This is a genomic window from Pseudonocardia sp. ICBG162, from assembly GCF_020496225.1.
Lineage (GTDB): Bacteria > Actinomycetota > Actinomycetes > Mycobacteriales > Pseudonocardiaceae > Pseudonocardia > Pseudonocardia alni.
The window spans coordinates 863,613-878,270 of sequence record NZ_JAHLJD010000031.1; the positions used below are offsets into that span (position 1 = coordinate 863,613).

The window sequence follows — 14,658 nt, forward strand, 5'->3', positions numbered from 1 at the left end:
CGCCGTCCGCACGCGGTGCGCGACCCCGCGGGCCGGTCGGGGGCATTAAAAGGGCCGGGGCCGTCGTCCCCCGAGACGACGACCCCGGCCTTGGAACCGCTCGTCCGCTCCCCAGCGACGGGCGGTGGGTCTTGTGCTGTAAAGGGTCTACCCCTTCACACCAGAAAGTATTCCTCTCCGACGACCGGCAGTCCAGATCACGACGGATGTCCGCCGTGATCTACCTCTTTCGGCCGAACGGACACCCCCTAGGACGTCGCGCGCGGTGAGATCGTTGCCCCGACTGCCTATGAAACAGCTCACACTTTCGGCGCAGCCGCACGTCCGCGAGAGTGGTGAGCCCGTCGCAGAGCGCGATCCTGCTCGCGACACCCGGACGCCTTTCCGGCCCGCCCGGCTCCGCGTGTCACCGCCCGGCGCGCCGGGCGGTGACCATCGGACGCCGGGTCACGGGGCGTCGAGCAGCCAGACCGCGACCTGCTCGCCGTCGGCGACGGAGGTGGTGTCGGCGGGCAGGTCGATCAGGCAGTCGGCCCGGGCGAGCGCCGCGATCAGGTGCGACCCGGTGGACCCCACCTCGGACACGGTCCCGGCGGCGGCGTCGAGCAGGCCGCGCCGGAACTGGCGGCGCCCGGCGGGCGAGGACAGCGCCCCGGACAGCCGGGCGGTCACCACCGGCCGCTCCGGTGCGGGGTGCCCGGCCGCCGCCCGGAGCGCGGGCCGGACGAACACCTCGAACGAGACCTGGGAGCTCACCGGGTTCCCGGGCAGGGTGACGGTGGCGACCTCGGTCCCGCCCAGCTCGAGCCGCCCGCAGCCCTGCGGACCGCCGGGCTGCATCGCGACCTTGCCGAACTCCACGCCGTGGCCGGTCATGGCGTCCTTGACGACCTCGTAGGCGCCGGCGCTCACGCCGCCGGAGGTGAGGACGAGGTCCACGCCGTCGCCGACCTTCTCCGCGAGCACCACACGGAACCGCTCGACGTCATCGGGGACGAAGGACAGCTGCTCGGCCGTCGCGCCGGCCTCCCGGACCGCGACGGCGAGCATCGTGCCGTTGGACTCGTAGATCTGCCCGGGCTCCAGCGTGCCGCCCGGGGCGACGAGCTCCGAGCCGGTGGACAGCACGAGCACGTGCGGGCGGCGGCGGACCGGCAGCTCGGCCCGGCCGACCGCGGCGGCGAGCCCGATCTGGGGCGCGGCCAGCACCGTCCCGGCGCGCAGCACGACGGCACCCGACGCGGCGTCCTCGCCGGCCCGGCGGACGAACGCGCCCGGCTGCGGGGCCTCGTGGATCCGGACGCGGTCGAGCCCGCCGCCGGGACCGGCGTCGGTCTGCTCGACCGGCACGATCGCGTCCGCGCCCCCGGGGACGGGGGCGCCCGTCATGATCCTGGCCACCGTGCCCGGCGCCAGCGCGGGGACGTCGGTGCGCCCGGCCGGGATGTCGGCCGCGACCGGGAGCTCCACCGGCGAGGCCGCCGAGGCGCCGGCGAGCTCGGCCGCGCGGACCGCGTAGCCGTCCATCGCGGAGTTGTCGAAGGGCGGCAGCGCGACGCCCGCCGTCAGGTCCTCGGCCAGTACCCGGCCGCTCGCGGCGGCCAGCGCGACCGGCTCGGTCCCGGTCGGCGGCAGCAGGGCCGCGACCGCCGCGGCGTGCTCGGAGACGGTGCGCGGACCGGCCTGCGACCAGGTGCTCATGGCCCCATCCTGCCCGCCGTCGCGGACGGCCCGCAGCCGGGCAGGGTCCGCTTGCACTCACCACGGGCGAGTGCTAGAAACGGGCTCAGCATCCACTGGCACTCGTGTCCGTGGAGTGCCAAGGTCGGGTCGGTGAGTCCGGCGCAGGGTTGCCGGGCGTCCGTCGCGGGCACCGCATCCGATCACTCGACTCACCTCTATCGGAGGGCAACACCCCCATGGCGAAGCAGATCGCGTTCGACGAGGAGGCCCGTCGGGGCCTCGAGCGGGGCATGAACACCCTCGCCGACGCCGTCAAGGTGACGCTGGGCCCGAAGGGCCGCAACGTCGTGCTCGAGAAGAAGTGGGGCGCGCCGACCATCACCAACGACGGTGTGTCGATCGCCAAGGAGATCGAGCTCGAGGACTCCTGGGAGAAGATCGGCGCCGAGCTGGTGAAGGAGGTCGCCAAGAAGACCGACGACATCGCGGGCGACGGCACCACCACCGCCACCGTGCTGGCCCAGGCGCTGGTCCGTGAGGGCCTGCGCAACGTGGCCGCCGGCGCGAACCCGATGTCGCTCAAGCGCGGCATCGAGAAGGCCACCGAGGCCGTCTCCCAGGCGCTGCTGAAGTCGGCCAAGGAGATCGAGACCAAGGAGCAGATCGCTGCCACGGCCTCCATCTCGGCCGCCGACCCGCAGATCGGTGAGCTCATCGCCGAGGCGATGGACAAGGTCGGCAAGGAAGGCGTCATCACGGTCGAGGAGTCGCAGACCTTCGGGCTCGAGCTCGAGCTCACCGAGGGCATGCGCTTCGACAAGGGCTACATCTCGCCCTACTTCGTGACCGACGCCGAGCGCATGGAGGTCGAGCTCGAGGACCCGTACGTCCTCCTCGTCTCCTCCAAGATCTCGACCGTCAAGGACCTGCTCCCGCTGCTGGAGAAGGTCATGCAGTCGGGCAAGCCGCTCGCCATCATCGCCGAGGACGTCGAGGGCGAGGCCCTGGCCACCCTGGTCGTCAACAAGATCCGTGGCACCTTCAAGTCCGTCGCCGTCAAGGCCCCGGGCTTCGGTGACCGCCGCGAGGCGATGCTGGCCGACATGGCCATCCTGACCGGTGGCGAGGTCATCTCGGAGAAGGTCGGCCTCAAGCTCGACACCGCCGACCTGTCCCTGCTGGGCACCGCCCGCAAGGTCGTCGTGACCAAGGACGAGACCACCATCGTCGACGGCGCCGGTGACGCCGACCAGATCGCCGGCCGGGTCAACCAGATCCGCGCCGAGATCGACCGCACCGACTCCGACTACGACCGCGAGAAGCTCCAGGAGCGCCTCGCCAAGCTGGCCGGCGGCGTCGCCGTCATCAAGGCCGGCGCGGCGACCGAGGTCGAGCTCAAGGAGCGCAAGCACCGCATCGAGGACGCCGTCCGCAACGCGAAGGCGGCCGTCGAGGAGGGCATCGTCGCCGGCGGCGGCGTGGCGCTCATCCAGGCCGGTGCCGGTCTGTTCGAGGGCCTCGGCCTGGACGGTGACGAGGCCACCGGCGCGAACATCGTCAAGGTCGCGCTGGAGGCCCCGCTCAAGCAGATCGCGGTCAACGCCGGCCTCGAGGGCGGCGTCGTCGCGGAGAAGGTCCGCAACCTGCCCACCGGTGAGGGCCTCGACGCCGCCACCGGCGAGTACAAGGACCTCATCAAGGCCGGGATCATCGACCCCGCCAAGGTGACCCGCTCGGCGCTGCAGAACGCGGCCTCCATCGCGGCCCTGTTCCTCACCACCGAGGCGGTCATCGCCGACAAGCCGGAGAAGGGTGGCGGCGCCCCCGCCGACCCGACCGGTGGCATGGGTGGCATGGACTTCTGATCGGTCCTGCCTCACCAGGCACACAGCACCACCCCGCGGGGGCGGTACCGGTTCGCCGGTGCCGCCCCCGCGGCGCGTCCGGGGGCCGCCGTCACCCCAGGGCGACGACGGCCGCGCGGGCCCGCTCCCGCAGCGCCGTCACCAGCTCCGGCGGGTCCAGCACCCGCACGTCCGGCAGCAACGGCCACAGCACCCGCCCGGCGTGGACGAGGTCCCCGAACGCGGCGACGACCTCGGTCGTCCCGTCCCGGGTCCGTTCCTCGTCGACGGTGACGGCGGACAGCGCGTCGCGGCGGTCGGCGGGCAGCGCGAGGCGGACCCGGACCCCGGGCCGCCGTGCCCGGAAGTCCTCCCGGCGGCGCAGCCACAGCTCCTCCAGGTCTACGCCCTCGGGCCGGTGCGCGGGCTCGGCCAGCGGCTCGGCCTCCTCGATCCGCGACACCCGGTAGGTGCGGTCCTCCCCGTCGCGCAGCGCCAGCAGGTACCAGCGCCCCGACGCCTGGACCAGCCCGACCGGGTCGACGACGCGTTCGGCGGCGGGCCCGGGCTCCGCCCCCGGCCGGGTCCCGGTCCGGTAGCGGATGCGGAGCCGGACCCCGCCGAACACCGCGCGCTGGACGGCGGTGAGCACGTCGGTGGTCGCGCCGTCGTCGGAGTCGCGCAGCCAGCCACCGCGCCGGACCAGCACCCGGCCGGCGGCGTCGGTGGCCTGTTCCCGGGCGGCGTCCGGCAGCGCGGCGACGATCTTGCGCATGGCCGAGGCGAACTCCGGCCCCAGCCCGAGCGCGCCGGGCGTCGACGTCGCGCCGGAGCCGAGCAGCGCGACCGCCTCCCCCGGGGTCAGGCCGGTGAGGTCGGTGGTGAAGCCCGGCAGCAGCGCGAAGCCGCCGTGCCTGCCGCGTTCGGCGTAGACCGGGATGCCCGCGGCGGACAGGGCCTCGACGTCGCGCAGCACGGTGCGCTCGGAGACCTCCAGCTCGCGCGCGAGCACGGCGGCGGTGGTCCGGCCGCGGTGGCGCAGCAGGAGCACGAGGGACAGGAGCCGGTCGGCGCGCACGTCCCGGAGAATGTCACGGAATCACGACAGGAGGTGTCGGGTATCGCGGGCACGCTGGCGCCCATGACGAACCCGACGCTCACCACCGACCCGCGCCCCGCCTACCTGGCCGCTCTCGACTGGGTCGCCGGCCTCGCCCGGGCCGTCCCCGCCGACCGGATGGCCGACCCCACCCCCTGCGACGACTTCGACGTCCGCACCCTGCTCGCGCACCTGGTCACGACGCTGCGCAGGCCGGCGGCGCTGGCCGCCGGGACCGACCCGATGGCCGCCCCGCTGGTCAGCGACGACGTCCTCGACGACCCGGTGTCCGCCTACGTCGACGAGGCGGCGGCACTGCAGGCCGTCTGGTCCGGCCCGGACGGCGAGGCGCTCCTCGACCGGGTCGCGCGGCTGCCGTTCGGCGAGGTCCCGGCGCGGGCCGCACTGGCCGTCTACCTGAACGAGACGCTGGTGCACGGCTGGGACCTGGCCGTCGCCACCGGGCAGGACCCGGAGGCCGACCCGGAGCTGGCGACGACGGCGCTCGCCACCGCCCACGCGTACCTGCCCGCCGAGCGGCGTGGCGGCCCGGTGCCGTTCGGCCCGGTCGTGGAGCACCGCCCGGAGGCGGGGCCGACCGAGCGGCTGGCGAACTGGTCGGGCCGGGTGTCGACGGGCTGGGTCGGCTGACGGGCCGGGTGGGCTGACGCCCTGAGTGGACCGGGGCTCCGGCGTCGCGGCTCCCCCTCGTGAGCCGCGACGCCGACACCCCGCCCACCCCGCCGGCTCAGGCGGCCGGTGCGATCAGCCAGGCGGCGAGGTAGACCAGTGCCGCCGCGCCGCCGGTGAACAGGGTCAGGACGAGGACCGCGATGCGCAGCAGCGCGGCGTCCGCACCCAGGTCGGCGGCGAGACCGCCGCAGACACCGCCGAGCATTCGGTCAGTGCTGCTGCGCCGGAGCCGGAACGCGGCGACGCGGTCGCCGATCGCCTGCGCCGTCGTCCGGGTCCCGGCGCCGCCGTACGGCGCGCCCGCGGTGTACGGCGCCCCGGTGCCCGGACCGGGGTGGGCGGCCCCGGGGTGCGGAGCGGCGGCCGGGCCCGCGTCGGAGGGGCCGGTGCCGGTGGGCGGGACCTCGGGTCCCGCGGTGCCGGTGCCCTCCGGCATGCCGGGGGTGGCGCCCCCGGCGGCGCCGAGCGTGTCGGGACCGGTGGCCGCCGCGGCGACCGGAACCCGGGCGGTCACCCCGGCGTCGTCGGTCCCGACGGCCTCGGTCGAGGCGTCGTGGACGTCGGTCCCGGTCGGTGCCGTGCCGGTCGTGCTCGCGTTGTTCTCCATGGCTCCAGGCTGTCGTCCCGGCGCGCGCCGGGACTCGGGACGAGCCCGGAGACCGACCCGGAGCCGGGACGGCCCCGTCTCAGGGGCGCGGCCCCGCGCGTCCCGGGGTCGCGGTGCCGCTCAGCCCGGCGGGCGGGGTTCGGGCGGGCGGGATCCGGGCGGGAGGTGGCCGGGCGGCGGCTCGACCGGGCCGCGCTGCTCCGGCGGGGCCGCGGACGGCGGGCCCGGCCGGGGCGGCGGGTCGGGCACCTGCCGGTCCCGCATGCGCACCACCCGGCCGAGCACCAGCGCGACGACGACCGACAGGACCAGCCACGCCCCGATCCCCACGAGGATCCACAGGGCGGTCGACATGTGCCCTCCCCGGCCGTCGCGAACGGCACCAGTGTGCCCGTGATCGGCGCCGTACGGAGGCCCCCGGTCCGGGTGAGCGGGCTCAGCCGGCGTCGGGCAGGGCGGGGCCGAGGAGGTCGTCGGCGTCGACGATCCGGTAGGCGTAGCCCTGCTCGGCGAGGAAGCGCTGCCGGTGCGCGGCGTAGTCGGTGTCCACGGTGTCGCGGGACACCACCGAGTAGAAGTGCGCCTGGCGGCCGTCGTTCTTCGGGCGCAGCAGGCGCCCGAGCCGCTGGGCCTCCTCCTGTCGGGACCCGAACGTGCCGCTGACCTGCACCGCGATCGTCGCCTCCGGCAGGTCGATGGAGAAGTTCGCGACCTTGGAGACGACCAGCGTCGCGATCTCACCGCGGCGGAACGCGTCGAACAGCTTCTCCCGCTCCTTGTTGCGGGTGGAGCCCTGGATGACCGGGGCACCGAGCTTCTCCCCCAGCGCGTCGAGCTGCTCCAGGTAGGCCCCGATGACGAGCGTCTGCTCCCCGGAGTGCCGGTCGAGGATCGCCTGCACGACGTTGAGCTTGGTGTTCGCCGTCGACGCCGTCCGGTAGCGCTCCTCGGAGTCCGCCGTCGCGTAGGACATCCGCTCGGCGTCGGTCAGCGTGACCCGCACCTCGATGCACTCGGCGGGCGCGATCCAGCCCTGCGCCTCGATGTCACGCCACGGGGCGTCGTAGCGCTTCGGGCCGATCAGGGAGAACACGTCGCCCTCGCGGCCGTCCTCGCGGACCAGGGTCGCGGTGAGGCCGAGCCTGCGGCGGGACTGCAGGTCCGCCGTCATCCGGAAGACCGGCGCCGGGAGGAGGTGCACCTCGTCGTAGACGACCAGGCCCCAGTCGCGGGAGTCGAACAGCTCCAGGTGCTTGTACTCGCCCTTGGTCTTGCGGGTGACGACCTGGTAGGTGGCGATGGTGACCGGGCGGATCTCCTTCTTCTCGCCCGAGCACTCGCCGATCTCCTCCTCGGTCAGCGACGTCCGCGCGATCAGCTCGCGCTTCCACTGCCGCCCGGAGACGGTGTTGGTGACCAGGATCAGGGTCGTCGCGCCAGCCTTGGCCATCGCGGCCGCACCGACCAGCGTCTTGCCGGCGCCGCAGGGCAGCACGACCACGCCCGAGCCGCCCTCCCAGAACCCGTCGACGGCCTGCTGCTGGTAGTCGCGCAGCGTCCAGCCGTCCTGCTCCAGGGCGATCGGGTGGGCCTCGCCGTCGACGTACCCGGCGAGGTCCTCGGCAGGCCAGCCGACCTTGAGCAGCGCCTGCTTGAGGTGCCCGCGCTCGGACGGGTGCACGACGACGGTGTCGTCGTCGAGCCGCGCGCCCAGCATCGGGCTGATCTTCTTCTGCCGGAGGATCTCCTCCAGCACGGCGCGGTCCAGCGCGGTGAGGACGAGGCCGTGCGCGGGGTGGTTGGACAGCTGCAGCCGCCCGTAGCGCCCCATCGTGTCGACGACGTCGACCAGGAGCGGCTGCGGGACCGGGTAGCGGGCCCAGCGGACCAGCGCGTCGACGACCTGCTCGGCGTCGTGCCCGGCGGCGCGCGCGTTCCACAGGGCCAGCGGGGTGACCCGGTAGGTGTGGACGTGCTCGGGCGCCCGCTCCAGCTCGGCGAAGGGCGCGATGGCCGCACGGGCCGCCGCGGAGTCGGGGTGGTCGACCTCGAGCAGCAGCGTCTTGTCGGACTGGACGATCAGGGGGCCGTCGGTCACGGAACGAATCCTCTCGAGGCCGGGGAACGGAGCGGTGCGGGTCCGCCGGACGCCGAGCGGAGACGAGCGGTCGGCGTGTGTCACGTCACGTGACCATGAGGCAACCGGCCCTACGCCACTCGGGAGACGGGGGTTCCGGGGGCTAGACTCGGCAGCCGTCCGTCACGCACAGACGGGACCCGGCACGATCATATCCGTCCGACTCCCCCGGGACGCGGCAACCGCCGCCCCGTGTCGGTCGTGGTGTGGTCGAGCGGTTCCCGTCGTGACCCCGAAAGGCGCACCGGACCAGCTGATGCTCCCCGACCTCGTGCCCGCCGCGCCGCCCGTCCCCGGACCGGAGACCGACAGGGAGATCTCGCCGTGACCACCGTGACCAGCACGGAACGCCCGAGCACGTGGTCGGAGCGACTCGACCCGCGGAACTGGAGCCTGGTCGCCAAGCTGGCGGTCGTCGGTCTGGTGCCCACGGTCCTCGCCCTGTCCATCGGCGCCGTCCGCGTCGTCGACCAGGCCAACGTGGCCGAGGAGCTCGGCCGCGGCAGCGGCCTGGTCGACGTGCACCGCCAGATCGAGACGCTGACCGGCGCACTGCAGACCGAGCGCGACGCCGCGGTCCGCTTCGTGGCGGGCAACCGGCTCGGTGACCGGGCCGCCGTCGACCGGGCGCAGGCCACGACCGACCAGGCGCTGCAGGCCACCACGGCGGGGCTCGACACCGCCGAGCAGCAGGCCCCCGACCTGGCCACGGCCCGCCGGCAGGCGGACACCACGCTGGGCCAGCTGCCGGTCATCCGGTCGCAGGTCGCCGAGGGCCCGACCGCGGCCGCCGACCTCACCGGCCGCTACACCACGGTCGTCCAGCGCACGCTGGGGCTGGACCGGGCGCTGGTGGGGCGGCTGCAGACCGCCGACACCGCCGGCCTGACCACGGCGATCGCCGCCGGGTCGAGCGCCCGCGAGGCCCTGCAGCTCGAGCGCACCGTGATCGGTGGCGCGCTCGCCGCGGGGACGCTGGAGGAGCAGCAGCGCGCGCAGGTCACCGGGGCCGAGGCCTCGTTCCAGGCCGCGGCCGGTGACTTCCAGTCGTCGCTGACGCCGGAGCAGGCCGAGTCCTTCGGGAACTTCGGCGCGGGCCAGGCGAACGGCGAGCGCAACGCGCTGCGCGACCAGGCACTCGCGGTCCCGCCGGGGGTCGCGCCGCCGGTCGACCCGAACGCGTGGAACGCCGCCGTCGACCGGTCCGTCGCCGCGGTAGACCAGTCCACCGCCGCCGCCGAGCAGGCGTTCGTCGACGGCCGGGCCGCGGCCGCCGAGCAGGCGGGCAACACCGCGGGCCTCAACTCCGTGCTGCTGATGCTCACGATCCTGCTGACCGCGGGCATCATCCTGCTGCTGGGCCGTCAGATGGTCCGTTCGCTGCGCCTGCTGCGCAGCTCGGCGCTCGAGGTCGCGGAGCAGAAGCTGCCCGCGGCGGTGCAGAGCATGCGCTCCGGGCAGGCACCGAACGCGCTCGTCGAGCCGGTCCCGCTGGACAGCCGCGACGAGATCGGCCAGGTGGCACGGGCCTTCGACGCCGTGCACGGCCAGGCGATCCGCCTCGCCGCCGACCAGGCCGCGCTGCAGCAGAACGTCAACTCGATGTTCGTCAACCTCTCCCGCCGCTCGCAGGCGCTGGTCGAGCGCCAGCTGCAGCTGATCGAGCAGCTGGAGAGCAACGAGCAGGACCCGGACCAGCTGTCGAACCTGTTCCAGCTGGACCACCTCGCGACCCGTATGCGCCGCAACAGCGAGAACCTGCTGGTCCTGGCGGGCACCGACCTGGCGAAGCGGAACGTGGCGCCGGTGCAGGTCGTCGACGTCCTGCGGGCCGCGGTGTCGGAGGTCGAGCAGTACCAGCGGGTCGTCGTGCAGACCCCGCCGAACGCGACGATCGCCGGTCGCGCCGCGAACGACCTCGTCCACCTGCTCGCCGAGCTGCTGGACAACGCGACGAACTTCTCGCCGCCGGACTCGCAGGTCGTCATGTCGACGACCCGCACCGCCGACGAGTCGCTGCTGGTCGAGATCTCCGACCGCGGTGTCGGCATGACCGACTCCGAGCTGGTCGACGCCAACCAGCGCCTGTCCGGCCCGGCCGAGGTCGACGTGTCGGCCTCCCGGCGGATGGGCCTGTTCGTGGTCGGCCGGCTGGCCGCACGGCACCGCGTCGGCGTCCGGCTCGCCTCGGCCGCCGTCGGCGGCGGCTCCGGTGGGCTGAGCGCCTCGGTGACCGTCCCGCCGCAGCTGGTGCCCTCCGCGCAGCTGCCCGAGCAGCGCCGCGACGGCGACCCGGGCACCTGGGGCGGCGTGCCGCCCCAGGGTGGCGAGCAGCAGGCCCCGCAGCTGCCGGCCCCGGCGCTGACCGGCGGCGGAGCGCCCGACGGGCCCCGCCCGGACTCCCCGGTCGCGGTGAACGGGAACGGTCGCGGTGGGTCGCTGCCGTCGATGGTCGCGGGCTCCGACGGCCCGATGACCCCGACCTTCGAGACCGGTACGCCCTCGTCCACGACGGCGCGCAACGGCTCGGGCTCGAGCCTGCCGACGCGCCGTCCGGGGTCGTCGCTGACGAAGAACGCGGCCCCCGGCGACGCCGGCGGGCAGACCGCCGACGGGTCGGCCCCGACCCTGAACGGGTCCGCCCCGCAGGGTCTGTCGGCCTTCGCGCCGTCGCAGGACGGCGCGCGCGACGGGCGTACCCCGGCCGACGTCTTCACCCCGGCCGACGAGGCCGGCTCCGGTCCCGCCGACGGCGACGCCCCGCGCGGCGCCGAGGCGTTCCGGGGCACCGGCCCGGCCCCGTCCGGCGACGGTGACGGCCCGTCCGGCGACGCGGGCACCGGCGCCGGGTCCCTCACGGACACCGAGGACACCGAGGCCGCGGTCCCCGCCGACGGCACCGACCACACCGACGGCGACCACACCGATACGGACGGCACCGACGACGCGGACCACTCCGGCGGCACCGCGGCCCCGTCGGCCGCCGCCGCGCTCGGGCTGGCGGGTGCCGCTGCGGCGGCCGCCGCGGCCCGGGCCCGCGCCGACCGCGACATGGACGACACCGTCGTCCTGGACCGGGCGATCGGTGACCGTCCCGAGGACCAGCGGCGGACCCCGGCCGACGACGAGGGCTCCGCGGAGGCCGACGCCGACACCGAGGCCGGTCCGGACGCGACCGACCCGGACACCGACGGCTCCGAGGCCCCCCGGGCCACCGACACGGTCGCCGACCGGGACGCCGACGGGGACACCGAGGACGCCACCGACCGGGACGCCGTCCGGGACACCGACGGGACCGCCCCGGAGGAGACCCCGCTCGCGGCCCGGACGAACGGCATCGCGCCGTTCCCCCCGGCCCCCGGGGACCGCACCGACGCCCGCGGGACCGACGGTCACGCCCACGACGGGACCGGGACCGGGACCGCGGACGCGACCGGAACCGACGTGAGCGCCCCGTCCGACACCACCGCGGACGACACCACCGGGGCGGCCGCGTCCACGGAGGTCCCCGGGACCGGCGCCGACGGCGACCGTCCCGCGGACACCGCATCCGTGGACGGCTCGGCAGCGGACGGCGGGTCCGGGGAGACCGGATCCGGGGACGGCGGCTCCGCCGGTACCGACCCCGAGACCGCGGCCCTCCCGACGATCCGCCCGTCCGGCCGTACGCCGATGGGCGGGCCGCTCCCGGCCCGCACCAACGGGTCCCGCCCCTCCCCGTCGCGACGCCCGGTCATGCCGGCCCGCGGCGCCGGACCGGCGCTGCCCACCCGTGGGCCCGGCCGCCAGGGCCCGCCCCCGGCACCGGCCCGCGGACCGCAGCAGCCCGCCTCCCAGCAGGCACAGCCGGTCCAGCAGGCTCAGCCGGTCCCACAGGCTCAGCACCCGGAGGCGCCGCAGGAGCGTCCGGTGCAGCAGGCGCCGGGCCGGCAGGCACCCGCACCGCTGCCGAAGCGGGAGAGTGGCCGGGCCGCGGGCCCGGCGAGCCTCGCCGCGAACGCCGCCGGTTCCTCGCAGGACGAGCTGTTCGCACCGAAGGTGCCCGTCGAGGGCGACCGGGGTCAGCTCCGGCGCCCCGGGGCGGTCGAGTCGGCCCGGGCCCAGACCGGGTTCGACATGGGTCAGACCACCCCGATCTTCGACGACATCGCCTCCGCCTGGTTTCGCTCGAACCGCTCGGTGCCGGTCCGCTGGCAGGACGGTGCCGGCCCGAACGGCGGCGCCCCGGCCGGTGCTCCGGCCCCCGCCGCGGCCGACGCCCCGGCGCCCCCGTCGGGCTTCGCCTCCCCCGCCGACGACGTCTGGCGGCAGGCCCGCGAGGCCACCGACGGCGACGAGTCGGAGACCACCGGTGACGACCTGACGACCGCCGGACTGCCCAAGCGACGCCCGCGGGCGCGACTGCTCCCGGGCAGTGCGGCAGGATCGACCGTGCTCAGCCCCGCTCCGGCGGAGCCGAGGGACGCCGAGAGCGTCCGTGGCCGTCTCGCCAGCTACCAGCAGGGCGTGCGTCAGGGCCGGGAGAGCGCCTCCGGTGTCCGCCGCAACGCACTGGCCGGCACGACGGACACGGTCGACGGCGACTCCGAGCAGCACGACCCGCAGGACCAGCACGACCGGCAGGGCACCCGTGCCCCGCAGGACACCACCGCGACCGGCACCCCCGAGCCCGCCGCGGACCGACCGAACTCGTCCGACCCCGAGGAGAACCAGTGAGGGCACCGCAGGCACAGCCGAGCCAGAGCCGTTTCGGCTGGCTGGTCACCAACTTCGCGGAGCGCGTCCCGGGTGTCGCGCACGCCATCGTGGTGTCGACCGACGGGCTGCTGCTGACCGCGTCCGACCGGCTGCCGCGCGACCGGGCCGACCAGCTCGCCGCCGTCGCATCCGGTCTGGTCAGCCTGACCCAGGGCGCCGCGCGCTGCTTCGACGCCGGTGGCGTCGTGCAGACCGTCGTCGAGATGGACCGCGGGATCGTGCTGCTGATGTCGATCAGCGACGGCTCCTGCCTGGCCGTGCTCGCCTCGCCGAGCTGCGACATCGGCCTCGTCGGCTACGAGATGACGCTGCTGGTCGACCGGGTCGGCCAGCTGCTCACCCCGGAGCTGCGCGCGGAGCTGCAGGGTTCGTTCGGGCCCTGAGGCCGCGACTCCGGACCCCCAGGACGCGTTACCGTCATGCACCCCATCCCAGGATCGACCAGAGCGGGTGAGATCCGATGACCCAGGACCCGGGCGGACACGGCCCCGAGCCGACGTTCGCCGACGTCATGAACGGGTTCAGCCTGGACTCCAAGCGCAAGCCGAAGAAGCGCCGATGGGGGCGCAACCGTCCGGAGGACGACGTCGAGCCGGAGGTCGCCGCCCCCGGGCGGCCGGTCCCACCGCCGGACCCGGCCGAGGTGACCGGTCCCATCGGTGGGTCGGCGGCCTACGGGCTGCCGCCCACCCCGGCCGAGCTGGAGGCCCAGCGGACCGGTGACCGGCCGGACCGGCCGGCGCCGTCGCCGTACCCGGCACAGAACACGGGGCCGAGCCCCGCGCACGACCCAGTGGCAGCGCCGCCGCCGGTGCCCCCGTCCGCGGGTGGCGCCGCCTTCGTCCGGCCCTACGCCTGGACGCGGGGACGGACCAAGTCGGGCTACGAGCTGGCCGTCGAGACCCTGGTCTCGGTCAGCAACCGGGCCCGCAGCCAGCTGGAACGGCTGCCGATGGAGCACCGCTCCGTCGCCGACCTGCTGCTCGAGCAGACCCGCTCGGTGGCCGAGGTCGCGGCGCTGCTGTCGCTCCCCCTGGGCGTGGCCCGGGTGCTGCTCGGGGACATGGCCTCGAACGGCACGGTGACCGTTCACCAGACCGCGAGCACCCCCGGCAACGCGCCGGACCTCGCGCTGATGGAAAGGGTGTTGAGTGGACTCCGTCGGCTCTAGGCCACAGCCGCCCCAGCCCGCGGCCGGGATGGCCCGTGCCGCGACGATGTCGGCCAAGATCGTGGTGGCCGGTGGGTTCGGCGTCGGGAAGACCACCTTCGTCGGATCGGTCTCGGAGATCATGCCGCTGACCACCGAGGCGGTGATGACCGAGGCGAGCGCGTCGCACGACGACCTCTCCGCCACCCCCAACAAGCGGTCCACGACCGTCGCGATGGACTTCGGCCGCGTCTCGCTGGACTCCGACCTGGTGCTCTACCTGTTCGGTACGCCGGGCCAGCAGCGGTTCTGGTTCATGTGGGACGACCTGGTCCGCGGCGCGATCGGCGCCGTCGTCCTCGTCGACACCCGGCGCCTGGCCGACTCCTTCGCCGCGATCGACTTCTTCGAGGACCGTGGCCTGCCCTACGTCGTCGGGGTCAACGCCTTCGACGGGCAGCTGCAGCACACCCTCGACGACGTGCGCGAGGCGATGTCGATCGACCCGGCCGTCCCGATGGTCGTGTGCGACGCCCGGCACCGGCAGTCGACCAAGGAGACCCTGATCGCGCTGGTGCAGCACGCGATGCACCAGCGGATGGCCGCCGGCGCGCGCTGACCCGTACCCGACCGACCCGGACACCGCGGCGGCGCCGGCACCTCGCGTGCCGGCGCCGCCGCGGTACC

General features: G+C 75.1%; 11 protein-coding genes. 6 read left to right on the forward strand and 5 right to left on the reverse strand.

Translation table 11 applies throughout. The annotated features are described in order from the left end of the window. Positions 1-447: 447 nt before the first annotated feature. Positions 448-1,701: a gephyrin-like molybdotransferase Glp gene (glp, locus tag KPL60_RS28860; protein ID WP_226367761.1), complete on the reverse strand. Its 1,254-nt coding sequence runs from the start codon at positions 1,699-1,701 to the stop codon at positions 448-450. 218 nt (positions 1,702-1,919) lie between these two features. Here glp and groL point away from each other — a divergent pair, with 218 nt between their 5' ends. Next, positions 1,920-3,548 (forward strand): chaperonin GroEL, encoded by a 1,629-nt coding sequence (gene groL, locus KPL60_RS28865; RefSeq protein WP_020622657.1) that lies wholly within the window; start codon positions 1,920-1,922, stop codon positions 3,546-3,548. A gap of 91 nt (positions 3,549-3,639) precedes the next feature. On the opposite strand, the gene KPL60_RS28870 is transcribed toward groL, so the two are convergent. Next, positions 3,640-4,605, reverse strand: coding sequence for a YafY family protein (locus KPL60_RS28870; protein WP_226367762.1), 966 nt, complete (start codon positions 4,603-4,605; stop codon positions 3,640-3,642). Positions 4,606-4,668: 63 nt separating this feature from the next. On the opposite strand from KPL60_RS28870, the gene KPL60_RS28875 reads away from it, so the two are divergent. Continuing rightward, complete coding sequence (locus KPL60_RS28875; RefSeq protein ID WP_226354035.1) at positions 4,669-5,277, forward strand: TIGR03086 family metal-binding protein; 609 nt, start codon at positions 4,669-4,671, stop codon at positions 5,275-5,277. 97 nt (positions 5,278-5,374) lie between these two features. Here KPL60_RS28875 and KPL60_RS34935 read toward each other — a convergent pair whose 3' ends face one another. The 3 genes from KPL60_RS34935 to KPL60_RS28890 all read right to left on the reverse strand — a co-directional run bounded on the left by KPL60_RS34935 (position 5,375) and on the right by KPL60_RS28890 (position 8,024). Continuing rightward, complete coding sequence (locus KPL60_RS34935) at positions 5,375-5,926, reverse strand: PspC domain-containing protein (protein WP_308016851.1); 552 nt, start codon at positions 5,924-5,926, stop codon at positions 5,375-5,377. Between the two features lie 120 nt (positions 5,927-6,046). Beyond that, complete coding sequence (locus tag KPL60_RS28885) at positions 6,047-6,280, reverse strand: hypothetical protein (protein WP_226354036.1); 234 nt, start codon at positions 6,278-6,280, stop codon at positions 6,047-6,049. A gap of 82 nt (positions 6,281-6,362) precedes the next feature. Continuing rightward, positions 6,363-8,024: a DNA repair helicase XPB gene (locus KPL60_RS28890; RefSeq protein ID WP_226367763.1), complete on the reverse strand. Its 1,662-nt coding sequence runs from the start codon at positions 8,022-8,024 to the stop codon at positions 6,363-6,365. A gap of 363 nt (positions 8,025-8,387) precedes the next feature. Between KPL60_RS28890 and KPL60_RS28895 the strand changes: the two genes are divergently transcribed. The 4 genes from KPL60_RS28895 (at position 8,388) to KPL60_RS28910 (ending at position 14,590) form a co-directional block, all read left to right on the forward strand. After that, on the forward strand, positions 8,388-12,779 hold the full coding sequence (locus tag KPL60_RS28895; RefSeq protein ID WP_226367764.1) for a nitrate- and nitrite sensing domain-containing protein: 4,392 nt from the start codon (positions 8,388-8,390) through the stop codon (positions 12,777-12,779). Continuing rightward, positions 12,776-13,204, forward strand: coding sequence for a roadblock/LC7 domain-containing protein (locus KPL60_RS28900; protein WP_020623626.1), 429 nt, complete (start codon positions 12,776-12,778; stop codon positions 13,202-13,204). Before KPL60_RS28895 ends, KPL60_RS28900 begins: the two co-directional genes overlap by 4 nt. Positions 13,205-13,281: 77 nt before the next feature. Next, positions 13,282-13,992, forward strand: coding sequence for a DUF742 domain-containing protein (locus tag KPL60_RS28905; RefSeq protein ID WP_226354039.1), 711 nt, complete (start codon positions 13,282-13,284; stop codon positions 13,990-13,992). A gap of 28 nt (positions 13,993-14,020) precedes the next feature. Then, positions 14,021-14,590 carry an ATP/GTP-binding protein gene (locus KPL60_RS28910; RefSeq protein WP_224387299.1) on the forward strand — a complete coding sequence of 190 codons (570 nt, stop codon included), beginning with the start codon at positions 14,021-14,023 and terminating at the stop codon, positions 14,588-14,590. Positions 14,591-14,658 lie beyond the last annotated feature (68 nt).